At 39.3% G+C, this 25,790-nt stretch carries 21 protein-coding genes and 2 tRNA genes; 19 read left to right on the top strand and 4 right to left on the bottom strand.

What is annotated here, in order from left to right; genetic code table 11:
* Window positions 1–144 precede the first annotated feature (144 nt).
* The 6 genes from GGQ60_RS10860 to GGQ60_RS10885 all read left to right on the top strand — a co-directional run bounded on the left by GGQ60_RS10860 (window position 145) and on the right by GGQ60_RS10885 (window position 13,121).
* Window positions 145–2,505, top strand: a complete 2,361-nt coding sequence (locus tag GGQ60_RS10860; RefSeq protein ID WP_183763565.1) for an ABC transporter permease — start codon at window positions 145–147, stop codon at window positions 2,503–2,505.
* A gap of 77 nt (window positions 2,506–2,582) precedes the next feature.
* Complete coding sequence (locus GGQ60_RS10865; protein ID WP_183763568.1) at window positions 2,583–4,955, top strand: ABC transporter permease; 2,373 nt, start codon at window positions 2,583–2,585, stop codon at window positions 4,953–4,955.
* Between the two features lie 83 nt (window positions 4,956–5,038).
* Complete coding sequence (locus GGQ60_RS10870) at window positions 5,039–7,420, top strand: ABC transporter permease (RefSeq protein WP_183763571.1); 2,382 nt, start codon at window positions 5,039–5,041, stop codon at window positions 7,418–7,420.
* A 90-nt stretch (window positions 7,421–7,510) separates the two neighbouring features.
* Window positions 7,511–9,871 (top strand): ABC transporter permease, encoded by a 2,361-nt coding sequence (locus GGQ60_RS10875; protein ID WP_183763573.1) that lies wholly within the window; start codon window positions 7,511–7,513, stop codon window positions 9,869–9,871.
* 69 nt (window positions 9,872–9,940) lie between these two features.
* Window positions 9,941–12,364, top strand: a complete 2,424-nt coding sequence (locus GGQ60_RS10880; protein WP_183763576.1) for an ABC transporter permease — start codon at window positions 9,941–9,943, stop codon at window positions 12,362–12,364.
* A 76-nt stretch (window positions 12,365–12,440) separates the two neighbouring features.
* Entirely contained in the window at window positions 12,441–13,121 is a 681-nt protein-coding gene (locus GGQ60_RS10885; RefSeq protein WP_183763578.1) for an ABC transporter ATP-binding protein, read from the top strand.
* 66 nt (window positions 13,122–13,187) lie between these two features.
* On the opposite strand, the gene GGQ60_RS10890 is transcribed toward GGQ60_RS10885, so the two are convergent.
* From GGQ60_RS10890 to GGQ60_RS10905, 4 genes are all read right to left on the bottom strand, one after another.
* The gene (locus tag GGQ60_RS10890) at window positions 13,188–14,186 is read right to left on the bottom strand and encodes an HTTM domain-containing protein (RefSeq protein ID WP_183763582.1); all 999 of its coding nucleotides are present in this window, start codon (window positions 14,184–14,186) and stop codon (window positions 13,188–13,190) included.
* The gene (locus tag GGQ60_RS10895) at window positions 14,161–14,751 is read right to left on the bottom strand and encodes a hypothetical protein (protein WP_183763585.1); all 591 of its coding nucleotides are present in this window, start codon (window positions 14,749–14,751) and stop codon (window positions 14,161–14,163) included. Before GGQ60_RS10895 ends, GGQ60_RS10890 begins: the two co-directional genes overlap by 26 nt.
* An 86-nt stretch (window positions 14,752–14,837) precedes the next feature.
* Window positions 14,838–15,296 (bottom strand): hypothetical protein, encoded by a 459-nt coding sequence (locus GGQ60_RS10900; protein WP_183763588.1) that lies wholly within the window; start codon window positions 15,294–15,296, stop codon window positions 14,838–14,840.
* Between the two features lie 194 nt (window positions 15,297–15,490).
* On the bottom strand, window positions 15,491–15,931 hold the full coding sequence (locus tag GGQ60_RS10905; protein ID WP_183763591.1) for a hypothetical protein: 441 nt from the start codon (window positions 15,929–15,931) through the stop codon (window positions 15,491–15,493).
* Between the two features lie 200 nt (window positions 15,932–16,131).
* Here GGQ60_RS10905 and GGQ60_RS10910 point away from each other — a divergent pair, with 200 nt between their 5' ends.
* The 13 genes from GGQ60_RS10910 to GGQ60_RS10970 all read left to right on the top strand — a co-directional run bounded on the left by GGQ60_RS10910 (window position 16,132) and on the right by GGQ60_RS10970 (window position 25,684).
* Window positions 16,132–16,593, top strand: a complete 462-nt coding sequence (locus GGQ60_RS10910) for a hypothetical protein (protein ID WP_183763594.1) — start codon at window positions 16,132–16,134, stop codon at window positions 16,591–16,593.
* 10 nt (window positions 16,594–16,603) lie between these two features.
* Complete coding sequence (locus GGQ60_RS10915) at window positions 16,604–17,254, top strand: hypothetical protein (protein WP_183763597.1); 651 nt, start codon at window positions 16,604–16,606, stop codon at window positions 17,252–17,254.
* Complete coding sequence (locus tag GGQ60_RS10920) at window positions 17,215–17,979, top strand: sensor histidine kinase (RefSeq protein WP_183763600.1); 765 nt, start codon at window positions 17,215–17,217, stop codon at window positions 17,977–17,979. Before GGQ60_RS10915 ends, GGQ60_RS10920 begins: the two co-directional genes overlap by 40 nt.
* Window positions 17,976–18,653, top strand: a complete 678-nt coding sequence (locus GGQ60_RS10925) for a response regulator transcription factor (RefSeq protein ID WP_229685017.1) — start codon at window positions 17,976–17,978, stop codon at window positions 18,651–18,653. Before GGQ60_RS10920 ends, GGQ60_RS10925 begins: the two co-directional genes overlap by 4 nt.
* A 54-nt stretch (window positions 18,654–18,707) precedes the next feature.
* On the top strand, window positions 18,708–19,511 hold the full coding sequence (locus GGQ60_RS10930) for an ABC transporter substrate-binding protein (RefSeq protein WP_183763603.1): 804 nt from the start codon (window positions 18,708–18,710) through the stop codon (window positions 19,509–19,511).
* 74 nt (window positions 19,512–19,585) lie between these two features.
* Window positions 19,586–19,888 (top strand): hypothetical protein, encoded by a 303-nt coding sequence (locus GGQ60_RS10935; RefSeq protein ID WP_183763607.1) that lies wholly within the window; start codon window positions 19,586–19,588, stop codon window positions 19,886–19,888.
* Between the two features lie 312 nt (window positions 19,889–20,200).
* Window positions 20,201–20,282, top strand: a tRNA-Leu gene (locus GGQ60_RS10940).
* Between the two features lie 421 nt (window positions 20,283–20,703).
* Window positions 20,704–20,785 (top strand) — tRNA-Leu (locus GGQ60_RS10945).
* Between the two features lie 168 nt (window positions 20,786–20,953).
* A complete protein-coding gene (tig, locus tag GGQ60_RS10950) occupies window positions 20,954–22,303 on the top strand; it encodes a trigger factor (RefSeq protein WP_183763610.1) in 1,350 nt (449 codons plus the stop codon).
* 82 nt (window positions 22,304–22,385) lie between these two features.
* Window positions 22,386–22,745, top strand: a complete 360-nt coding sequence (locus GGQ60_RS10955; protein ID WP_183763613.1) for a four helix bundle protein — start codon at window positions 22,386–22,388, stop codon at window positions 22,743–22,745.
* Window positions 22,746–22,806: 61 nt separating this feature from the next.
* Window positions 22,807–23,514: an ATP-dependent Clp endopeptidase proteolytic subunit ClpP gene (clpP, locus tag GGQ60_RS10960; protein WP_183763615.1), complete on the top strand. Its 708-nt coding sequence runs from the start codon at window positions 22,807–22,809 to the stop codon at window positions 23,512–23,514.
* Window positions 23,498–24,736, top strand: a complete 1,239-nt coding sequence (gene clpX / locus GGQ60_RS10965) for an ATP-dependent Clp protease ATP-binding subunit ClpX (protein WP_183763618.1) — start codon at window positions 23,498–23,500, stop codon at window positions 24,734–24,736. The genes clpP and clpX overlap by 17 nt, the downstream gene beginning before the upstream one ends.
* Window positions 24,737–24,820: 84 nt before the next feature.
* The gene (locus GGQ60_RS10970) at window positions 24,821–25,684 is read left to right on the top strand and encodes an AMP nucleosidase (RefSeq protein ID WP_183763621.1); all 864 of its coding nucleotides are present in this window, start codon (window positions 24,821–24,823) and stop codon (window positions 25,682–25,684) included.
* The last annotated feature ends 106 nt before the right edge of the window (window positions 25,685–25,790 follow it).

The raw sequence follows: 25,790 nt of genomic DNA on the forward strand, positions 1-25,790 counted from the left end.
TAAGCTAAAAGGCGTAAGGTTGATACGCTAAAGTCCTAAACCCAATTAATACTTTAAATATAAATAAGGTATAAGACCAAGTAGTAGAAGGCGTAAAGTTAGTACGCCAACACCCTAAACCTTATACCCTAAACCTTAAACCTGATGTTTAGATTAAACTTAAAAATCGCACTGCGCAACCTTTGGAAAAACAAGCTCTTTTCTCTGATTAATATTGGGGGATTGGCCATTGGCCTGGCCAGTTGTATGGTTTTGTTACTCTATGTTGCCTATGAGTACGGTTACGATAAACAATTTACCGATTACGACAAAACCTACCTGGTTTATAATAATCAGAAAACAGCAAAAGAAATTTTCAGTTTTCTTGCGGTACCTGGTTTAATGGAAAACGAAGTACGTACTAAAGTTCCGGGTGTTGCGAAAGTTGGGAGGTTATCTTATCCGGAATATAAAATGCTCTCTTACCATCAGAATAATTTTAAGAAAAGTGCTGTGTTTGCCGATCCAGACTTTCTGAAAATATTCGATTACAAGGTTTTAAAAGGTAATCCTAATACTTTTTTAAAAAATCCCGATGGCGTAATTTTAAACGAAACTCTGGCAAAAAATCTTTTTGGTAATGAAGATCCCTTAAATAAGATCGTAAAACTCGAAAACAACCTCAATTTAAAGGTAGAGGGTGTAATTGAAGACAGGCCTAAAAACAGTAGCCTAGAATTGGATTATATAATGTCGTGGAGGCTATATGAAACATTAAACCCCTGGACAAAAACAAGTGGTTGGGGTTCTAATTACTGCATCTTATTTGTTCAGCTGCAAGACAATTCCTTTTTCGAACAAGCTAATAGTCAAATGCATGGTATGATTAAGGCCAATGAAAAAGATTCGAATGGCGAACCTTTTTTACACCCATTATCAAAATGGCACTTATACGAAAAATTCGAAAATGGCAAAAACGTAGGGGGTAAGATAGATCAGTTAAAGATATTTTTTCTTTTAGCTTTCTGTATTCTGTTAATTGCCTGCGTTAATTTTATGAATCTTTCTACTGCGAAATCAGAAAAAAGGGCCCGCGAAGTGGGCGTTCGAAAAGCCATTGGTTCCTCAAGGCATAGCCTGGTAAGTCAGTTTATGTTCGAATCGATTTTACTTACTTTGCTCAGTATGCTGGTTGCTTTTGTGTTAATAGAAGTAAGCTTACCTTATTTCAATAACCTGTTGAGGATCTCCTTAGAAATAGATTATGCTGATTGGAAATTCTGGACTGTATTTTTAGGATTAACATTATTAACCGGCATTATCGCAGGCAGCTACCCGGCTTTTTACCTTTCATCATTCGATCCGGTCAAAGTATTAAAGGGATTTAAGCTTTCTGGGGGTTCATCGTTGTCCATTCGCAGGTATTTAGTCGTTTTTCAGTTTGTGTTTGCCGCATGTTTGATTGTTTGTACAGCTGTTATCTATCAGCAGTTGAATTTTATCAAGAATAAACCAATTGGTTATAATGTTGGTAACCTTATTCAGGTTCCTGCTGAAGGCGAGTTTGCCAATCCGGGTAAACGCAATATCCTTAAAGATGAACTTCTAAAATCCGGTGCCGTAACTGCCGTTACAGAATACAGCCAATCGTTAACCGCCGGTGGTAATAACACCTATGGGGTAAGCTGGCCAGGTAAAGACGAGAATGAAAAAATATTGGTAAACTATAGATTTACGACCGTTGATTTGGCTAAAACGACAGGAATGGAAATTCTTGCTGGTCGCGATTTCTCTAAAGACAGGGTAGATACTGCAAATGTTTTAGTAAACGAGGCATTAGTTAACGTGATGGGCATGAAAAATCCTGTTGGCAAAGTGATCAGCTGGAATCAGCCTTTAACCATTGTTGGTGTAGTTAAAGATTATGTAATGGAATCGCCTTATCAGCGCCCGAAACCATTAATTATCGCACAAAACATGCAGGCAGCAAGCACCATAATAATGAGGTTAAATGAGCATAACAATGTTAGCTCATCTGTGAATACCATAAATGAAATTGTAAAAAAACTAAATCCTGCTTTTCCGAATGAAATTAAATTTGTGAATGAAAATTTCGAATTTAAGTTCCAGAACGAAAAACTTTTAGGCACACTATCAAACTGGTTCGGTGGTTTTGCCATTTTTATCTCCTGCCTGGGTTTGCTCGGTTTAGCTTTATTTACGGCCGAGCAGCGAAAAAAAGAAATCAGTATTCGCAAGGTTTTGGGCGCCAGTACTGCCAACATCCTTACCTTATTGAACAAAGATTTCATTAAACTGGTTGCTGTAGCGAATGTAATTGCATTCCCATTGGCCTACATTATCATTACCAAATGGCTTTCGGGATACGAATACCACATTGCTGTTACTGCCTTACCATTTATAGCTGCAATTAGTCTTTCGGTCATCATTGCCATACTTACGGTAAGTATTCAATCAGCCAGGGTGGCGAAGGCAAATCCGGTAGATGCATTAAAATATGAATAATGGTGTAAGGGTTAAGGTAGAAGGCGTAAGGTTAATACGCCAAAACCCTAAACCCTATACCCTAAACCTTAAACCTAATGTTTAGATTAAACTTAAAAATCGCACTGCGCAACCTTTGGAAAAACAAAGTAAGCTCATTTATTAATGTAGTGGGCTTAGCCATCGGTTTGGCTGCCTGTTTAACTTTGCTGTTGTATGTTACGTACGAATGGAACTTTGATAAACAGGCCAAAAATTCGGCCGATGTTTATACCGCAATGACCAATATTCCCGGCGATAACGGCAAAATTTCAGGAACATTTGAAGGATCAACTACGGCATTTGGCCCGGCAATTAGGCAGGGTTTGCCAGAGCTCAGGTATATGGCAAGAATGGATTACGGCGGCAAAAATTTAATTGCCAACGGACAGAATGCATTCAAACGCCAATCCAAATTCGCTGAACCCGACATTCTTAAAATGTACGATTATCATTTTATCCAGGGCAATGCCAATACTGCTTTAAATCATCCAAATTCGGTTATTGTAACCGAATCAACTGCTAAAGTATTGTTCGGAAGCACCGATGTACTGAACAGGATTGTGCGTTTTAAAGACCAGATTGATCTTAATATTACAGGGGTGATTGAAGATCAGCCTGATAACAGCTCAAATAAATTTGATTATTTAATGCCATGGAGTTTATACGAATCGATTGACCGCGGCGCGAAAGATCTTAACTGGAGCAATTATAGTTTTATCACACTTGTGATGTTAAAAAACGGTGTAGATTTAAACCTGGTTAACCAAAAAATAAATCAGATCGAAAAAAAGAATAACACCAATAACCAGCAATCGCAGGTATTGTTTCCATTGGCCAAATTACACTTATACGGTAAGTTTGAAGATGGTAAAAGTGTTGGCGGTGCAATAGAACAGATTTACCTGTTTGTTGGACTGGCTTTCGGAATCCTGTTGATTGCCTGCATCAATTTTATGAATATGGCAACTGCCAAATCAGAAAAACGTGCAAAAGAAGTAGGGATAAAGAAAACCATTGGTGCTAACCGTAGCTCGCTAATTGTTCAGTTCTTAACCGAATCGATGGTGCTCACTTTTATTGCGGTGATTTTTGCCATTGCCCTTCTCGAAATCTTTTTGCCAGCTTTTAACAACCTGTTGAACATTAAACTGGACATCTCGTATTTCAATGGCAGCAGCTGGATGGGTATTTTAGGGATCGTACTGGCAACAGGTTTAATTGCCGGCAGTTATCCGGCCTTTTACCTTTCGTCTTTTAATCCTATTCAAACATTAAAGAAGAAGATTAAATCAAAAGGTCTCTTTTCGGTCAGTTTAAGACAGGTTTTGGTAGTGGGACAGTTCTGTTTTGCCATCATCCTGATTATTTCCACATTGGTGATTTATAAACAGATTCAGTATATTAAAAACAGGCCGGTAGGATTTGATGTAAATGCGCTCGTAGAAATGCCACAGGATGGCGAGCTCAAAACCAAATATGAACTGTTGCGCACGCAATTGCTGAAATCCGGAGCGGTTAGTTCAATGTTCCAATCGTCGGTAAGTTTATCACATCACGGCCGTAATTTTGCAGGTATCGAATGGGAGGGAATGTTGAAGGCCACCAACAACCAATTGTTCAACCAGGTAATCACCACTTACGATTTTATCAAAACCAATGGCATCAAATTAACCAGCGGCAGGGATTTTTCAGAAAAATTCGCATCCGATACCAGCGCTGTGATGGTAAGTGCTTCAGCTGTTAAGGTTTTTGGATATAAAAATCCGGTAGGCAGAACCGTTACCATTTTTGGAGATAAATTCCATATCATAGGTGTTTTCGACGATTATGTTTGGGATTCTCCTTACAAATCGAATAACCCGATGGTGGTGTTTTTTGATCAGAAACAAACGGGGAATATTACCATGCGTTTAAACGAAAATAACAGTATTCAGCGTAATATAGAAACCATCAGCAGGATAACCAGAGCTTTAAACCCGGCTTATCCCCTCGAGATTAATTTCCTGAACAACATATATGCCGAAAAGTACAATGCCGAAAAAACGCTGGGTATCCTATCTAATCTTTTTGGTGGTCTGGCCATTTTTGTTTCCTGTTTGGGGCTTTTTGGCCTGGTGGCTTACAATGCAGAGCAAAGAACAAAAGAGTTTGGAGTACGTAAGGTACTGGGCGCTTCGTTATTCAACCTGATGCAGTTGTTATCTTTCTCTTTTGTTAAGATGATTTTGGTATCGATCGTGATTGCAATTCCGTTAAGCTACTTTTTGATGAACAAATGGCTGATGAAATTTGAATTCCATACCAATATATCGTGGTGGATTATGCCACTAGCCGGACTGGGAACATTATTGATTGCATTGATTACTGTTAGTTTTCAGGCTTATAAAACCGCTCATGCAAATCCTGTTAATGCACTTAAATACGAATAAGGTGAAAGGTTAGAAGGTTGAGGGCGTAAGGTTAAGGCGCCCGAACCTTAAACCCTATACCTTAAACCCTAAACCTACACCTTATGTTCAGATTAAACCTAAAAATAGCTTTACGTAACCTTTGGAAAAACAAGGGCTTTACTTTAATTAATGTTGGTGGCCTGGCAATCGGCATGGCCTGTTGTTTAATGTTGCTACTGTATGTATATTACGAATGGAGCTTTGATAAGCACTATAAAAATGCCGATAAGGTATATTTTGCGGCGTTGAATCTGAAATTTAACGGCAAACTGGCTACCACAATGGCGGTGCCCAATAAACTGGCCAAGGCCGGAGTTTCAGCATTACCAGGTATTAAAAGTGCTGCACGGATATCGATGAATAACGGCCAGAAACTCTATAGTCATAACCAGCACAATTTTAAATTATCGGGAATGAACGTTGATCCCGATTTCCTGAAAATCCTTGATCATAAATTTATTTATGGTAATCCGAACACCGCATTAAGCGAACCGAATGATGTGCTGATCAGCCAATCAACAGCTAAAAAACTGTTTGGTGATGAAAATCCGGTTGGGCAACTTATTAAGTACGATAACCGGGTTAATTTAAAAGTGAGTGCTGTTATCGAAGACCTGCCTAAAAATCAGACGATGCAGTACGATCTGCTTCAGCCCTGGGCTTTTTTGGAGCAGGAAAATCCTTCTGAAAAAGAATATGGTTGGGGTACCATTACCTGTTTAACCTTATTTCAGCTAAAAGATAATGCCTCATTGGAAGCTACAAATGCAGCTTTAAAACACTTTATTGTAAATAAAGAACCCGATTTAAAACAAATGACTTACGAGCCTTTTCTTTTCCCATTGAGCAAATTCCATTTATACGATGATTTCGATAACGGCAAAGCAGTTGGAGGGAAAATAGATCAGCTAAGGTTGTTTGTATTTCTGGCTGTTTGCGTTTTGTTTATTGCCTGCATCAATTACATGAACCTTTCTACAGCGAAATCAGAAAAACGTGCAAGGGAAGTCGGTGTACGTAAGGCCTTAGGGTCTACCCGTAACACCATCATGGGGCAGTTTATGGTCGAATCGTTGCTATTGTCGTTTTTGGCCATGATCATTGCTTTTACATTGCTTGAAGTTACCTTACCGTATTTAAACAACCTGCTCGATATTTCGATTAATATCAATTATAATTCGATTGCATTTTGGGCCGTACTGCTATTTATGGTGTTGTTTACCGGGTTGCTTGCAGGCAGCTATCCTGCATTTTACCTGTCGTCGTTTATCCCTGTAAAAGTATTGAAAGGCTTTAAGGGGGGCACAGGTTCGTTATCTATCCGGAAAACTTTAGTAGTGGTACAGTTTAGCCTTTCCATCTGCATGATTATTTCTGCAATTGTAATTTATAGCCAGATCCAGTACCTTAAAAATAAACCGCTGGGTTTTGACGAAACTGCATTGGCACAGATAGACCTGGAAGGCGAGTGGACAAAGCCGGAAAAATTGCAGACTTTTAAAAACGAACTCGAAAGAGCCGGAGCAACAATAGCGGCAACCGAATATGCCAGTTCGTTTACCAGCGGTGGCTCTATTACCGGCGATTTCGAATGGCCGGGTAAACCCAAAAATGATGTATCTATCCTCAATTACCGAAGTACAGGGTTTAATTTTGCCAAAACTACAGGCGTAAAAATTATCGAGGGAAGGGATTTTGATCCTAAATTTCCGGCTGATACCGCAACATCACTTTTGCTCAACCAAAGCGCCGTCAAAACCATGGGGTTAAAAAATCCTGTCGGTACGATTATCCACTGGGGCGATAACCCACCACTTAAAGTTGTAGGTGTGGTGCAGGATTATTCTAATGAATCGCTTGCTTCAAAAATACAGCCAACTGTTTACTATTACAATGTTAAAACCAGCAAGGTATTATTGCTTAAGCTTAATCCTAAACAAGCACTTTCTGCTTCGGTCGATAAGATCAAAGCAATCAGTCAGAATTTAAACCCTGCTTATCCGGTTGAAGTAAAAATGGTGAGCCAGGGTATGGCAGAGAAACTTCGTAGCGAACGACTCCTCAGTGCGCTTTCGAACATTTTTGGCGGCTTTGCGATTTTTATCTCCTGCCTTGGTTTGTTGGGGCTGGCTTTATATACTGCGGAGCAGCGGAGTAAAGAGATCAGCATCCGGAAGGTGCTGGGCGCCAATCTTTCAGATATCCTGATCTTATTGAACAAAGACTTTATGAAGCTGGTAGTTATCTCCAACATCATTGCTATTCCGGTAGCTTACATTGCACTTGCCAAATGGCTCGAGAAATACGATTATAAAATTACAGTTAATCAATGGCCTTTTTTATTGGCCTTGTTAACATCGGTAGTAATTGCCCTGTTAACGGTTAGTCTGCAAACGTTTAAAGTAGCTAAAGCCAATGCTGTTGATGCACTTAAATACGAATAAGACAAGCGCTATGCGTTTGGCGATTAGCGTTTATTTCGCCAATCGCTAAACGCTTTACACTAAATCCTAAGCCTTATGTTCAGCTTAAACTTGAAAATCGCACTCCGTAACCTCTGGCGGAACAAGGTAATCACCGCAATAAATATTGGTGGTTTAGCCATTGCACTGGCCGCGTTCATTATCGTTACCATGTATTTTACTTTCGAAACAGGTTTCGACAGGGCAAATCCTAATTACAACGAAATTTACATCATCGGGAGGAATTTACCTGATTTTAAAACCAATTATACCTCTCCGCCATTAGGTAAAACGATTAAAGCTGAGGTGCCAGAAGTGGTTTCGGTTGGAACCATGAAAGTGAGCTTTTTTGAGATACCTGTTACGAGTAAAAATGCGGTTGTTTTTTTAAGCAAATGCCTGTACCTGGATTATGAAGCCGCAAAAATGTTCAATATTAAACCCAGTAATGGTTTGGTTAAACCGGAAAGTACCACCCAAAACCTGTTTTACCTGAGCAATGAAAATTATAAAACCCTTTTCCCCAACAATAAAAATGGGGTGCCCGAATTAGTTGGTCTTGGCAGCAGATCTTCGGGCATGACCGCTAAATTGAGTGGAAGCGTTTACGCTGATCCACACTCCAACATTGCTTTCGATGCCATTTCAGTAGTAAAAGAGGTAGGTTTGGGTGAAGGGTATGGATATAACAACTATAATACTTACATACAGGTAAAACCGGGAACCGATATCGAGGCCCTTGAGGCAAAAGTGAATGCTATTTATAAAAGGGAAATGATAAAAGCCGATGAGGATCCTAATCATGAGACTTTTAAGGCTACCTCAGCATTTCTCGATCCCCTGAAAAATCAACACTTAAAACCAAAAGCCGGTACGGGCATCGGCTACAAAATACTGATGGCTTTATCGGTATTAGGTATTTTGATCCTGGTGATTGCCTGTATCAATTTCACGAACCTCAGCATTGCGCAGGCTGCCAAGAGAGCCAAAGAAGTTGGTGTTAAAAAAGTAATGGGTGCCTATCGTTTTCAGCTTTCGTTGCAGTTTTTAACAGAAATACTTATCCAATGTTTGGTGTCTACTGTTTTGGGACTGATTATCGCTGAAATTATTTTGCCAAGGTTTAATAACCTGTTTGGGGTAAATCTTTCCATTTGGACCGCCAATAGCGCCCTGTTATGGCAACTGCCTTTAATTTTGATTTTCATTACCCTTATTGCAGGTGTGTATCCGGCTATGGTTTTATCCGGATTTAAACCGGCCCTGGTGTTAAAAGGTAATTTCCAAAAGAGCAAACAAAGTTTTTGGCTACAAAATGGTTTACTGGTGTTTCAATTCAGTATTGCGGTTATTTTTATTACAGGTTTGTTGATCATCAACTCACAGTTAACATATATGCGTACTCAGGATGTTGGTTTTAAGCCAGCGCAGGTAGTGTACATTAAAAATCTTGCTTATTTCGCTTCGCCCGGCAAATTTGATCCGATACGGGACAGGATATCTAAAATTCCCGGTGTAAAATCAGTTACGGTAGCCAACACCATTCCCGATGGTTCTGACGGAGGTAAAAACAGTTACACCGTTGATGGCAAAGAACAAAGTTTGACTTTTACCGGTGTAGACTTTGATTATTTCGAAACGCTTGACATCAAAATTAAAGAGGGAAGGACTTTTTCGAGGGAGTTTAAAACCGATACCGTAAATTCTGCCATACTAAATGAAGCTGCCGTAGCCAAGTATGGTTTAACCCATCCGATAGGTAAATCTATCAAAGGCTGTCAGAATAAAACGTATAAAATTGTAGGGATAATAAAAGATTTTAAAACCCTTGGTTTCGAAAAACCTGTAGAGCCGACCATTTATTCGATAAACGACCCTTGCGGAAACCCTAAAACAGAAATTATGCTCAAGATAGAAGGAAGCAGAATGTCGGAAGTATTGAATACGCTTAAATCGCAGTGGCCTGAAATCAACAGATTGGATGGCGATAATTTCCGCTACCAGTTTTTAGACGAGATGTACGGACGTTTGTTTAAAAAACAGGAACAACTACAGTCAGTATTTTTTGCGGCGGCAATGCTCACCGTTTTTATTGCGATGCTCGGTCTGTTTGCCTTTGCGAAGTACATTACAAACAGCAAAATCAAGGAAATTGCTGTAAGGAAAATCCTGGGTGCAAGTAACCTGCAGATTTTCAAACTGATCAACCGTACATTTTTGGTTATGGTGGTAATGGCCAACATCATTTCGTTTCCACTCGCCTATATTTTAACCAAAAAATGGCTCGAAACCTTTGCCTACCGGATAGATTTGCCTCTTTTACCATTTGCAATGAGTGCAGGTTTAACCATTTTGTTAACCATTATTACGGTAAGCCTTCAGGCAAATAGTGCTGTAAAAGCAAATCCTGTTGGTGCTTTGAAATACGAATAACAACCTGCGATGGTGCCTGGCGTAATGCTTACGCTAAGCGCCAAACGCTTCACGCTAAACCTAATTAACATGTTTAAACTGAATTTAAAAATTGCATTGCGCAACCTGTTTAAAAACAAAATTTATGCGGCCATCAATATTGGCGGTTTGGGCATCGGCTTAACGGCTTTTGTATTAATGCTGTTATACATTAACCATGAAGAGAGCTACGATACCTGGGATCCGGCGCTTAAAAATGTTTATCAGATCCGGGAGCGACACAATTTTTTTACACCCGATAATAAGGAACATCTGCAGGAATCGAACGAAAGCCGGGTGGCCAATCTCATCCGCCAGAAGGTGCCACAGGTAATTGCTGTTACAAAAGTGGACCCCGATTGGGATTTTAGAACCGGTAATTCTGTTAAAATAGGCAATGCCGATCCTATTACAGTTTACAGGATGAAAGATGCAGATAGCAGTTTCTTTCATGTTTTTAAGTATAAGTTTTTGCAAGGCAGCGAAAATAATGCGTTAAAAGCACCAAAATCGGTTGTGTTGAAGCAGAGTCTGGCCAGAAAAATATTTGGCGAAGGGAATATGCTGGGCAAAGTGATCAAAGTAGTTGCCTGGCAAGGAGATGAAGGTACAGATTTAACCGTAACCGGCGTGATAGAAGATCCTGAAACACCCGAAACTGCGGGTTTTACTGCCATTATGCGTACAGGGAATAAGGATAAAGATCCTGATAACCCAACTAACAGCAATTATTGCCAGGTTTACGCAAGGGTAAATGAAGAAGCCGATCCTGAACTTTTAAACCAGACCCTTAAAAAGGTTTATGTCGATTATAAAAAGTCAACAGCGCCACTTAGAAAAATTGACTACAAAAGTTATTTTGCAAATGGTAAATACCTCCAGCTGAAAGCAATTCCATTAGCAGAAGTTCATGGCAACCGTCCGTTTGAGATAAGCTGGCTTGAAAAATTAAAGCCGGTAATAGCCATCTGTGTATTTCTCCTGTTGGTATCGATTATTAATTTTGTGAACCTGGCAACTGCCCAGTCCGTTCAACGTGCTAAAGAAGTTGGGGTTAAAAAGGTAATGGGCGCCTATAAACAACAACTGATCGGTCAGTTTTTGTTGGAGTGCGCATTACAGAGTATGGTTGCCCTGTTCCTGTCTGTGATATTGATTGAGGTATTATTGCCCTGGTTCAACACCCAGTTTCATGTTGAGCTTAGTTTTTGGCATAACGCAAATCTTTTCAATATACTTTTGCAGCTATTAGGCCTTTTTACGCTGGTAACGTTATTGGCTGGTTTTTACCCGGCCTGGATATTATCTAACTACAATCCTGCATCGGTACTAAAAGGTAATTACAGCGGCAGTTTAAAAGGTATAATTTTACGTAATGTACTCGTGGTTTTTCAGTTTATCATTTCGGTAACCTTTATTATCGCCATTAGTGTAATGCATCTTCAAACCAATTATCTTTATAATAAGGATTTAGGTTTCGAACGGAGCAACCTTATCAATATACGGTCAGGCTACGATCAAAACCTTGCCGAGAAGATCAAACGCATTCCCGGCGTACAGTATGTAGCTACTACCACCCAGGTAATGGGAAATGCCTTTAACGTTCCGGAGGAGATAGAATATAATGGTAATAAGATTTCACTCAACACGGTAACCATAAGCATGGATGCACTTTCAGCCCTGGGTGTAAAACTTTTAAAGGGGCGTGTTTTTTCAAAAGAATATAAGCAGGATACCGTTAATACCGTGGTGCTTAACGAAGCGGCAGCAAAGCTCATCGATAAAAATCCGGTCGGTAAAAGTTATAAAATCATCGACCAGGATAGAACATTTAATTTTCAGATTATTGGTGTAATTAGAAATTATCATAATGAGGGCTTTGATAAAGAAGTACTGCCAACACTTTACAAAGTAACCCATTTGGGTGGTACGTCGTCTACCAATAACCTGATTGTAAGGTTGAACAGCGATAAAAGTGCGGCCATTATCGAAAAAATAAAAGCTGAATGGAAACATGCTTATCCCGATTTCCCGATGGAATACACCACTTTAGATAGTGCTTTTGATAAAGTGCTCGAAAATAATAGACTTTTTATCAATATGATTATGCTTTTCAGTACCGTTTCTGTTTCACTTTCACTGCTCGGTTTGTTCGCATTATCTACTTTTGTAGCCAAACGCCGTACAAAAGAAATTGCCATGAGAAAAATTTTAGGTGCCTCTAATGTTCAGATTGTTAATCTTTTAAATAAAACCTTTTTGGTTCTGGTAATCATTGCCAACCTGATCAGCTGGCCTGTTGCCTACATTGTGGTGAAAAAATGGCTCAATGGTTTTGCGTACCGTATAGATTTGCCATTATACCCATTCTTTCTGGCTACTGTGATTTCAATCATCATTGCTGTTTTAACCGTGAGTATCCAGGCCCGGAGGGCCGCTTTGGCAAACCCGGTAAACGCACTTAAATATGAATAAACTTGCGGATGGCGCCTGGCGTTAAGCGATTAAATCTTCGCTAAGCGCCAAACGCTTTTCGCCCAACGCTAAAAATATGATACAACTCAATAACATCGAAAAGTATTACGCCAATAAGGGTGTTAAAAATTATGTGTTACGCTTGGTAACCACTACAATAAACCAGGGCGAGTTTGTTTCCATTATGGGACCATCAGGTGCCGGAAAATCGACCCTGCTCAATATCATCGGGATGCTGGAAGAACCAACCTACGGTTCTTATGAATTTCTGGGCGAAGATGTAACCGCTTTAAATGAACGCAAACGTATCGAACTTTACCGCAATCACATTGGCTTTGTTTTTCAGGCTTATCATTTGATCGACGAGATGACGGTTTATGAAAACATTGAAGCCCCTTTACTCTACAAAAAAGTAGGGGGTGCGGAAAGGGCGAGCAGGATTGCCGATCTGTTAGACCGTTTTAACATGGTGGCCAAAAAAGATCTCTTCCCAAACCAGCTTTCCGGCGGACAACAGCAATTGGTTGGTATTGCAAGGGCGCTGGCTGCACAACCTTCCATTATCCTGGCCGACGAACCAACCGGGAACCTGCAATCGGCACAGGCTGAAGAAATTATGGAATTATTTAAAAAACTGAATCAGGAAGATGGTATTACCATTATCCAGGTTACCCATTCTGAAAAAAATGCACAGTATGGCAACAGGATCCTGCACATTGCCGATGGCGTGGTAAAAGAAGATGTGCTGGTGGGTTAAATCGGTATAAAATTGGCTTACCAGGGAAATAAGTGCTGCAGTTATTTCCCTGGTAAGCCGCATCAATCAATTTTTGATATGTTTAAATACCCGCAAGGGGAATTTAAGGTCAGGAAAATGCAACTGCTTTATTTTACCGGAAGCTCTTGTTGTGAATAACTGTAAGCTGTTCAAAACTGCATCGAGCTCTTTGTTCAAAAATGCAGTGATATTTAAGATAATCATGATCGAGGCAAACAGATAAAGCCCCATAAAAATACCAATACAAAGATGCATGGTTATAATAGCCAGTACCCAATATTTTCTAAAAAACCTGGTAAAGGCCATAAAAGGATAAAGGATTTCGTGCACTACGGTAGCCCAGCCCATCAGCATAAATACTATTGGGTACTTTGCCATAAATGAAAAATCAAAATTGTTAAATGGCGGGCGTGTTAAAGCTTTCCACATGCTTTCGCCATTCCACCAGTTTATACCGATGGCTTTATGAAAGCCGCCGAAAAAATAAATAAAACACATCTGGATCTGGATAAAACGTATACAGAATCTCTTGAACTCCGGAGAGGCGGTTTTACGTTTGAGCAGAAATTCGTCCAAAGAAAAATCGGTAACCGGCATAAAAGTGCAGAAGAACAGGGAAATGGTGGTGAAATAATCCATTCCGTATAAAAAGAAGGTGTTGGATTGTATGATACAGAGGTGAATAAATAAAGTGATAATGGCAGAAAACCGGGTAAAGAGACCAAACAGCAGCATGATAATAAAGATCAGGTGGATCAATAAAATGAAATGAAGCATTTGGGCGTCAGAACTAAACAAACCACCAAAAATATCACTGAACCAGCTTAGCCGCGGAATAAATTTCAACCGGATAAAAGTTTCGGTAACCTCGCGGTTCGAAAAACCCGATAACCCGAAAAACTTATGCATTTCAGCATAAATACTCAATACAAAAACAAGGCAATGTATGCTTACAGCTATCCTGAAGAAAGCAAAAACATTGGTTTTCAAAGGTTTAAATAAGAAATGATCTGAAATCTTATTTATTTTGGATATGATATTCATAAGCGTACATAAATTGATAAACATTATTTTTTGATTGGGTGTAATGGCTTAAGGAAGGGGTGATTACGAGGCCAAAAATAGCTTTGGCAGAAACTACATCTTCCAGGCCCTTCATCTGTTCCTGCATCATAAACCTGATGAGTGAGTTTCTCAGGATTTCCATATCGGTTTTGCCAATGGTTTCGTAATAATTACAAAGCCTGAGCCCAAGTTCATGGCTCTTTATTTGCGGTATCATGATTATTTTCTGCTTGTTCCTGAGCGTGTATTCGAAAACAAGTTTATAGCTTGTGGGCACATTTGGAGCAAAAAAACCGTAGCCTGTTTCTGTGCCGGTATAGGCCAGGTAGTAATTGAGGTAATCGTTAAATTGGTAATCCGTTTTTCCCAGTATCAAATCCAGTTTCTTTTTGATTGGCCGATAGGTAGATTGATCCATTTCAACCAGTAAAATACCCTTGTTGTTCACAATGCAATCGAGCGTGGTGTCTATATTGATAAAAGAAAGGAGCAGGTAATGTATCAGCATCCCGGCGCCCAGAATAATTTTTACAGGAGTTTTCATAACGGTTTTTTTGATTAAAAGCTGAAAATTGAATAAGTTTCTGGCTTATCATTATCTAGAATCAAATAAGCCAGAAACTGAATAACTTATTGGTACTTTGAAAGTACGGTGGTTAATTGTGCAATTAACCTTTGCTGAAGTACATTACTGCCTTGGTTCACTTTGGTGGCATTAGAACCGTTTTGTGCTGAAGTACCGTTACTTCCACTACAAACCGTGATTTGTAAAGTACAATCAGCCGCTACCATACTGGCTTTACCGGCTCTGCCTGAAATAACTCCGGCGGTTAATTTGCCCGATGTTTGGATGTTGGTTAACTTACCGGTAGAGGCAAGAACCCTTCCACGGGAGCCATAACTTTTTACATTGTACAATGAGGAATCGTACTGTTTTAAAATGTTGTTCATGGCTGTTTTATCTTCAGCAGAGATTTTTGTGCCCGGAGCAATAGAAATTCCGTTTTTTTCGATGGTTACCTGGGCTTTTGAAAGCTGTGCACAAAAGATGAATGCGAATAGTGCGATAATTTTTAAAGAAGTTTTCATTTTAATTAAGTTTTAGGTGAAAAATTAAATTGTTTATTGGATTGTTCTAGAATCTGAAACCAAAGTTAGGTTGGTAAATGCTCCGGTTTTTAGTGTATTATTACGCAATTAAATGCGTGGAACTACTTTTCTTAACCGTATTTATACCTGTTGTGTCTGGTACAGATGCTGCTTACCATAGCGCTTAACTGCCGTTATTGGTATTTGGAAAGCACTACTTTTAATTGAGAAATTAAGCGTTGTCTGGTTTTTTCTGTAGCCGGCATCGAATTGAATACCTTAATATCCCTCGTAGGATCGGTAGCGTTGTCGAGTATAGCCTGTACCGTCATATCGGCGGCAACCATGTTAGCCTTTCCATTAATCAGGTCGGATGATATTTTATCCGTAATTTGGATCCTGGCCAGGTTACCCTTTTTACTCGTCATTTTTCCACTCGCATCATAGCTTCTGATCTGGTAAAGTGATGCATCGTACTGCTTTAAAATGTTGTTTACGGCCTCCTTATCCTGGGCGGATATTTTTGTGCCGGGGGCAATGGAGATCCCGTTTTCTTTAATGCTAACCTGTGCCTTCACCGTATGGGTGCCAACAATAAGGCCACACCATAGGCTGAACTGAATTAATTTTTTCATTTTGTTAAGAATTAATTGGTGAATAAATTTTCTAGAATTGAAATCAAAATTATAATCGCCATGCAGCTATTATTCAGTGTGTTATTACTTAAAATGCGGGGTGTAATTACCCATAATAAACAGTATTTATACCTATTGTCTCCACTTGTACGGCCTGCTAACTTAGTGGGTAAATCTGAACCTTAAATCAAAACTGAAAAATGGAAAAAAAGCGTTACGCAAAAGAATTTGTGGCCGAAGACCTCAGGACCCGGACACATTTTATCCCACTCGAAACGGCAAACAGGTATATCGAAAGCTTCCATAAAAACCGCAGTTCACTTATTCCAAAAGAGTTGCAGGAAGAAGACAGGCGTGTAGCCATTTTGCCGCTTTCCGAAACTTTTAACATCAAAAGCGTTTCAAAGTTGCTGAGCAGGAGAGGTTGCGAGGGACTAAGGGTACACTTTGGACTGAACGATCATTCGCAGGTTGTACTGGTGCTAAGGGCCGTTGACGGTTTGGGGAACGATATCATTGGCCCGGTTTCCAGACCCGGCAAAAAGATGCCCAAATTAATGGCATTATCTGCCAATACCAGCCAAGACAATGATGATAACCTGGATACCTATAGCTTAGACGATTCTCAGCGTGTACCACCATGGCCAGCCGAATATATATAATCAAGATTAGATGCAGCAAGTCCAGAACTTTATATTATCCCAGTCTATTTTACTGGCCTGTGTAATAGGCCTGTTCAGGTGGAGCAGTATTGGCAGTACCTTCAGGCCTTTCCTGCTTTATTGTTTTTTAGATTGCTTTACCGAAATTACCGTATATGTTTTGATTGTGAAGCACATTAATCCCTGCTTTATAATCAATATTTACCTGCTTTTATCTTCATTGTTACTGCTGTGGCAATTTAGCAACTGGCATATTTTTAGCAAAAAATTAAGCGTATTACAGGTTTTAGCCTTCATCATTATGGTCACCTGGGGAGTAGACTATTTTATCCTCCATCAACTGTCAGATAACAGTGGCTTCTTCCGTATTGTGTACTCGTTTATACTGGTCATGCTATCTATCACCAGCTTAAATAAGCTGATCACGCTGGTTGACGGGAATATCCTAAAAGATTCGAGATTTTTGATCTGCGTAGCCCTGATTGTATTTTTTACCTTTAATATTTTTATCGAAATCATTTATTTTAATTCGAGTTCTAGTATTATCTTTAAGGAAAATGTGTTTGATATTAAGCGGATTATCAATGTTTTTGCCAACCTGGTTTTTGCACTAGCCGTGTTATGGATACCGAAGAAAAAGAATTTTATAATGCCGTATTAATTGCTGCTGCAATTATTGGGTTCATTATGCTTTATTTTATTGTATCCATGATTATGCAGCACCGGAAAAGCAGGCGGTTATCAAAAGACCGAATCTTGGCAGAAATCAAAACACTGGAAAACGAGAGACGGAGGATTGCTTCTGATCTGCACGACGAAATTGGGCCATTACTTTCGACCGTAAAATTCCAGATCGCCCACCTGGATGGGGGTACCGACGAAATGCAGCACCTGATCCGCTCATCAGGAAAGCACATCGATACCATTATTCAGCGGATGCGCGAAATCTCGACGGATTTAATGCCTTACATGCTTGAAAGAAAAGGATTGGTATGGGCCATTCAGGATTTTATTAACCGCATACAACAGAACGGAGCGCTTAAAATTGTATTTAAACATCACCTGAATAAACGTTTAACAGCCGATATAGAACTTAATGTATACCGCATTGTACAGGAAATTCTGCATAACACCATTAAGCATGCAAAAGCAAATCTATTAACGATTGTTTTGGAAGAAAATGATGGCGTACTGCGGTTACAGACAACCGATAACGGCATTGGCTTTGATTTTCAGGAAGTTGTAAGGCAGAATTCCGGACTGGGACTGCTTAATCTGCAAAGTCGTATAGAAGTAATGAAAGGCACGGTAAGAATGCCATTGTTAAATAACGGTAAAGGAGTAACCTACACTTTTGAAATTCCGGTTAAAGGAGATAAAAAATGATGAACGAAGAAAAAATCAGAATTATTATTGCCGATGATCATGTGGTTTTCAGGGAAGGGCTGGCCATGGTGCTGGGCAATAAAGACAACATACAACTGGTAGGTGCTGCCGGTAATGGTGAGCAATTGGTAAAACTGGCCACAAATTTAAAACCACATGTAGTGATAACCGATATCAAAATGCCGGTTATGGATGGCATTGAGGCAACCAAACAAATGGTTAAACTTCATCCTGATCTGGGTATTATTGCACTTTCTATGTTCGACGAGGAAGATCTGATTGTAGAAATGTTGGAAGCAGGGGCAAGGGGTTACTTGCTTAAAAATGCCGATAAAAACGATATTTACGATGCCATTACTGCAGTAGCAATAGGTAATAATTTTTATTGCAAAACTACCTCTGCCAAATTGGCTACCGTAATTGCCAAAAGCAGGGCCAAGAAGGAGACTAAGCCAATCGATTCTAGTTTTTCTGAACGTGAGATCGAAATCATTAAGCTGATCTGCAAAGAATTTACCAACAAAAAAATTGCCGACCAGCTTTACCTTAGCGTGCGGACCGTAGAAGGTTACCGGGCTAAATTATTAGAAAAAATGCAGGTTAAAAATTCTATTGGGCTGGCCATTCATGCTTTTCAGCTTGGAATAATCAGTGGTATAGAAAATAATGGATGAAAAAACTTTTGACGGCATGTTTTTCCTAAATTTGTGTTTCACAAATCAGAATCAGTGCAAAAAAACTTTACGGATCAGCTCGGAAGAGAAATTACAATCAATTTCCCGCCAAAACGGATTATTTCTGTTGTGCCCTCACAAACGGAGCTTTTATTCGATTTAGGCCTGGATCAGGAAATTATCGGATTGACTAAGTTTTGCATTCATCCGATAGATAAATTTGCAACACGTACCAAAGTAGGAGGGACGAAAAAACTCAATATCGACCTGATTAAAGATTTAAAACCTGATCTCATTATTGGCAATAAAGAGGAAAATTACCAGAGCGATATTGAAGAACTTGCTACATATTTCCCTGTTTGGATGAGCGATATTTTTACGCTTGATGATGCGATGAAAACCATCACCGAGATAGGGGCTTTAGTCAATCGCGAACCCGAAGCCGGTTATCTTAATCACCTTATTTCGGCAGGCTTTAACGACCTGAAAACACTTGCGCTACAGAACCACATAAATAAAAAAGTGGCCTACTTGATCTGGCGTAAGCCCTATATGGTGGCTGGGAAAAATACGTTTATCGATGATATCCTGCTTCTGAACGGTATGACGAATGCTGTAAAAAGCGAACGCTATCCTGAAATAACGCTGGAAGAACTCCGGAACGCAGACTGCGAACTGATACTGCTATCATCAGAACCTTACCCTTTTGCCGAAAAGCATATTGAAGAAATACAAGCTGCGGTTCCTAATGCTAAAGTAATACTGGTTGATGGTGAAATGTTCAGCTGGTACGGGAGCAGGTTGGTTAAAGCTGTTCAGTACTTTTTTGAGTTTCAGGAGCAAATTATTAGCTATTAAAGGCAAATTTTTATAATTTGTAGCATACGGTTAACTCATTCCGTTATCATATCATTACAAAAAATCATACTCCGATGAGAAAAATATTAATATTATCCCTGTTCATAGCCTCAATTTTCAGTTGCAGTTCAATGAAAAACGGAGGGAACTCCAGTGTGGTTACCGCGAGTGGAACAATTGAAAAATTAGGCATGACTACGTTTCAATATGGTACACATTTATTAAAAGGCGATAATAAAACCTATGCCTTAAAAAGTGCAAGCATAAATCTGGATACCTATTTAGATAAAAAGGTTACCATAAAAGGGAAAAAGGTTGCTGGCTATCCATTAGATGGTGGCCCTGAGCTGATTGAGGTTACATTGATAAAATTTTAAGAGGCTTAACCATAGGTTAAATACATCGTGCTAAGCTTTTTTTAAAGATACAGGTAGTATTTATATTCGTCTTGTAGCCGCTATGCGGTCAGCATTTTTTTCCATATTTAATTTCTGGGTTGATACCATGATTAATTTTGGATCGGCAGGAGGTTTCGGGCTTTAAAAATAGCTGAAGAAATAAGTTGTGTGAATTTCATGGTTTGTTTCTCACGGATCATCATTAACTTAATTTATTTCTTCATAAAATATTTCAAAGATTTGATTATTCAATTTAGTTTCTATCTTTGCAGTCCTTAAAACATCCTAACTGCGGAAGTGGCGTAATTGGTAGCCGCACCAGACTTAGGATCTGGCGCCTCACGGCGTGGGGGTTCGAGTCCCTTCTTCCGCACAAAAATTAAAACCGTTCTGATAGGTCAGGACGGTTTTTTTATAGAATCAGCCTATTGCTCTTTTTATTAGTATTTGCTTCTCCTTATAAATGTACTAACCGTCACAGCAGGGACGAATCCTGGCCAGCCAATTAAAAAATTGGCGTTTTCGTTCCGTAGGAACGTTTGGTATTTTAAATACTGATGCCCTTGCGCTGTGCATCCTCGCCCTCTGTGTAGAGTTAAGCATAGTGTCTAAATAGTATTGAGTTTTCGAACCCAACACCTTTATGGATCGATTTCCTGATCATTCTATAAAATTTTCTCCTTAAAAATTAGTGAGTTAGCATTTTTTTGACAGAATAATAGATAAAATATAGCCAATGGCTTTTGATTATTAAATCTTGTTTCTATCTTTGCAGTCCTTACAACATCCTAACTGCGGAAGTGGCGTAATTGGTAGCCGCACCAGACTTAGGATCTGGCGCTTCACGGCGTGGGGGTTCGAGTCCCTTCTTCCGCACAACAAGATAAAGGCCGTTCCGATTTAAACATCGGAACGGTTTTGTTTTTAAAAACATTGATTAATAAAAATTGATGTGCTGTTTTAAATCGGAGCGATATTTGCCATTTGTCTCATATCTCAATGCTCAGATCTGATTGTACATCTCAATACTCATATCTCACAAAAATGAATATTACACAGGAAAAAACCGGCAACTTAAATGCTGTTGTAAAAATCAAGATCGCACCTGCTGATTATACTGGAAAAGTAGAGAAAGCCATTAAAGATCAAGCTAAAAAAGCACAATTACCTGGCTTCCGTAAAGGAATGGTTCCTCCTGCCCACATTAAAAAAATGTATGGCAAAAGTATATTGGTAGAAGAGGTTAACAATTTATTGAACGATACCCTTTCTAACTATATCACAGAGCAAAAATTGGAAATTTTGGGTCAGCCACTTCCTAAAATTGACGATGAACGCGAATTTAAATGGGATAATACCGATGATTTCGAATTTGATTACGAGTTGGGTTTAGCACCTGCTTTTGAAGTAAACGTTTCATCGAAAGATAAATTTACCGAGTATGTAGTTAAAGCTGATCAGGAAACTTTAGAAAGCCGGATCAAAAACATCCGTCGCAGCTATGGTAAAATGACAAACCCTGAAGTTTCTGCTGATGGCGATGTGCTTTATGCAGATCTTACACAGGTAGCAGACGGTGCCGCTGTTGAAGGTGGCATTACCAGCACTGCAACCATCCGTTTGGATCAGGTAAAAGATAAAAAAATTCTTAAATCGCTGATCGGTTTAAAGAAAGAGGATGAAGTGACCATCGATATCCAGAAAGCATTTGAAGATGCTGCAGTAATTGCAAAAGCCTTGAATATTTCTGAAGAGCAGGCCGCTGAATTGAAAGCAGATTTTAAACTTCATGTTAAAAATGTAAACCGTTTGGAAGAATCAGACTTAAACCAGGAGTTTTTCGATAAATTATTTGGTGAAGGTGTGGTTACAGACGAAGCAGGTTTCAGGGCAAAAATTACAGAAGAAGTAGAAAGTATGTTCAAGCAGGATGCTGAGCGTAAATTATCGAACGATATTTATGAGGCATTGCTAGCTAAACACAACTTTGAACTGCCTGATGAGTTTTTACGCCGTTGGTTAAAAGCAACGAACGAAAAATTAACCGACGAAGAATTGGCAGAAGGTTATGATGATTTTGCTAAAAACCTGAAATGGACTTTAATTGAAAATAAAATCATTAAAGACAATAGCATCGAAATTAAATATGAAGATGTAGTTCAGGCTGCTAAGGCAAAATTAGATGCCCAGTTCAGGATGTACAGCCCAAGCCCGCTTCCTGAAGATCAATTGGCACAGTATGCAGTTCAGTTTTTACAGGATAAAGAAAATGCAAACCGCGTTTTCGAAGAAGTAAAAGCATTAAAAACTTTTGAGCAGATTAAATCTATCGTTACTTTAGAGCAAAAAGATATTGATTACGATAAGTTTGTGGCGCTTGTTGAGAAAAAATAAGGGTGGTTAGTGTTCGGCGCTAAGCGTTTAGCATAATGCCCAAGCTGTTTTGGAAATGATTGTGCTATTGCTATATTTAGTTATGGCACAATTTAAATTTCAATCGCTCGAAGTTTGGCAGTTATCGATCACGCTAACTGATAAATTATTAGACATAGCTGACCGATTGTCAGTTGATAAAAAGTATAGATTTGCAGAGCAGCTCAATGGGGCTGCTCTTAGCATATCCAATAATATTGCCGAGGGATTAGGATCTGTTTCTAGTAAGGAATTCGCTCATTATCTGAATATTGCGCATAGATCAACCTTTGAGAATGCAAATATTTTAGTAGTTTTAGAACGTAGGAAATATATTTCTGACACAGAACTGAATGATTATCTGGAGGAATTAGATAAATTGGCACGGAAATTAACCAGCTTCAGGAAATACTTATTAAAATAACCCGCGTATTTGGTTTAGGCTAATAAAAACGCTTATCGCAAAACGCCAAACTCTATAACTCATGAACATAGATTCACAAGAATTCAGAAAATTTGCCGTTAAACATCAGGGAATTGGCGGTTTACATGTAGATAAATTTATTGCTCAGGCTAATTTAAATCCTAAGAGCATGACACCATATATTATTGAAGAACGCCAGTTGAATGTAGCTCAAATGGATGTTTTTTCAAGGTTAATGATGGATCGCATTATCTTTTTGGGTGATGCCATTTACGATCAGAATGCAAACATTATTCAGGCGCAGCTGTTGTTTTTACAGTCAGCAGATGCTGATAGAGACATTCAGATCTATATTAACTCGCCGGGTGGTTCTGTTTATGCTGGTTTAGGTATTTACGATACCATGCAATATATCCAGCCTGATGTAGCAACTATTTGTACCGGTATGGCCGCTTCAATGGGGGCAGTTTTATTGGTAGCAGGTGCAAAAGGAAAACGTGCTGCCTTACCTCACTCAAGGGTAATGATTCACCAGCCATCAGGAGGTGCACAAGGTGTGGCATCTGATATGGAGATCAACCTGAGAGAAATGTTGAAATTGAAAAAAGAATTATACGATATTATTTCGGAGCACTCTGGCCAGACTTATGATTGGGTAGAGAAAGCTTCAGACCGCGATTACTGGATGACAGCCGAGGAGGCAAAAGGTTTTGGTATGGTTGACGAAGTATTATCGAGAAACGCAAATAAAAATGGCGAAACAAAATAAAGAATCCCGTTGCTCATTCTGCCATTCTGGCAAGCATGAAACTTTAATGCTTATTGAAGGCATGGATGCATTTATCTGTGATAAATGTGTTACCCAGGCCAATCAGTTGCTTGCACAGGAATTGGGAACCAAAGGGACCAAAAATATTCAGGAGGCGATAAATTTATTAAAGCCTCTTGAAATTAAACAACACCTTGATCAGTACGTTATTGGTCAGGATGATGCAAAAAAAGTGCTTTCCGTTGCCGTTTACAACCATTATAAACGTTTAAATCAAAAGGTTGATAAAGACGAGATAGAGATCGAGAAATCGAATATCATGCTGGTGGGTGAAACCGGTACAGGTAAAACACTTTTGGCTAAAACCATTGCAAAAATCCTGCATGTGCCTTTCTGTATCTGCGATGCTACTGTTTTAACGGAGGCAGGTTATGTGGGCGAGGATGTGGAAAGTATTCTAACCCGCCTGTTGCAGGCTGCAGATTATGATGTTAATGCTGCTGAACGGGGCATTGTATATATCGATGAGGTGGATAAAGTGGCACGTAAAAGCGATAACCCATCCATTACCCGCGATGTATCAGGCGAGGGTGTGCAGCAGGCCCTATTGAAAATTTTGGAAGGAACGGTAGTAAATGTACCACCTCAGGGCGGGCGTAAGCACCCGGACCAGAAAATGATCCCGGTAAATACGAATAACATCCTGTTTATCTGCGGTGGTGCTTTTGATGGTATCGAACGCAAAATTGCCAACCGTTTACGTACACAGGCTGTTGGGTATAAAGTAAAGAAAGATGAGACCGTATTGGATCTTAAAAATCTCTATAAGTATATTACCCCTCAGGACCTGAAATCTTTTGGTTTAATTCCCGAATTAATTGGTCGTATACCGGTTCTTTCCCACTTAAATCCATTAGATAAAGATTCTTTAAGAAACATTTTAACCGCGCCTAAAAATTCATTGATCAAGCAATATGTTAAACTTTTTGCTTATGAAGATGTGAAACTTGTTTTTGATGAGGAGGTTTTAGATTTTATTGTGGATAAAGCAATGGAATATAAATTGGGTGCCCGTGGTTTAAGATCGATCTGTGAAGCAATTATGCTGGATGCGATGTTCGATACGCCAACGCAGACGGATCTCAAAGAGCTGCATATCAATCTCGATTACGCGATAGAGAAATTTGAAAAGGCCGACTTTAAAAAATTGAAGGCCGCTTAAAAAAAATCAAATCCTTCCCGTAATCGGGAGGGATTTTTTGTAATATAGTATTGGTTAACGCCACGCGTTTAAAGCTATAAGAATATGAACGAAGAAAAAGATATAAAAAAAGATGAGGCGATTGTACAACAATCAAAAAAAGTAAAAGAAGTAGAAACTCCGGTTAAGCCAGGCTTAAAATCTAAAGATGAAATTGTAAAAAACTGGTTGCCGCGTTATACGGGGCGGCCATTGGATCAGTTTGGAGATTATATCCTGCTCACCAATTTCAGTAAATATGTTTCCATGTTTTCGGAGTGGCATGATAATGCGCCAATTATGGGGCTTGATAAGCCTATGCAGAGCGTTACCGCAAACGGGATCACCATTATCAATTTCGGTATGGGAAGTCCGCTGGCAGCAACCATGATGGATTTACTGACAGCTATTAAACCTAAAGCGGTACTTTTTTTAGGTAAATGCGGTGGTTTAAAAAAGAAAAATCAATTGGGCGATTTAATTCTTCCGATTGCTGCCATTAGGGGAGAGGGAACTTCAAACGATTACCTGCCGGCAGAAGTGCCCGCATTGCCTGCCTTTGCGCTGCAAAAAGCAATTTCGACCACCATCCGCGATCATGGAAGGGATTACTGGACAGGTACCTGTTACACCACCAACCGCAGGGTTTGGGAGCACGATAAAGAATTTAAAAGATATTTGAAAACATTGAGGGCAATGGCCGTAGATATGGAAACCGCTACCATTTTTACCACAGCTTTTGCCAATAAAATCCCTGCAGGGGCATTACTTTTGGTTTCGGATCAACCGATGATCCCTGAAGGTGTTAAAACGGCAGAAAGCGATAGCAGTGTAACTGAAAAATATGTAGAAACACATTTACGCATTGGTATCGATTCGTTGAAGCAGTTGATCAACAATGGCTTAACGGTTAAACACTTGTTGTTCTAAGATAGGAAAACAGTCATCCTGAACTTGTTTCAGGATCTTTAAATTTGCGTTTTTTAGAGCTAGATCTGAATTAAATTCAGCATGACGCGTTAATTAAAGCAATCGT

It is taken from the genome of Pedobacter zeae (genome assembly GCF_014196715.1).
GTDB classification, from domain to species: Bacteria; Bacteroidota; Bacteroidia; order Sphingobacteriales; family Sphingobacteriaceae; genus Pedobacter; species Pedobacter zeae.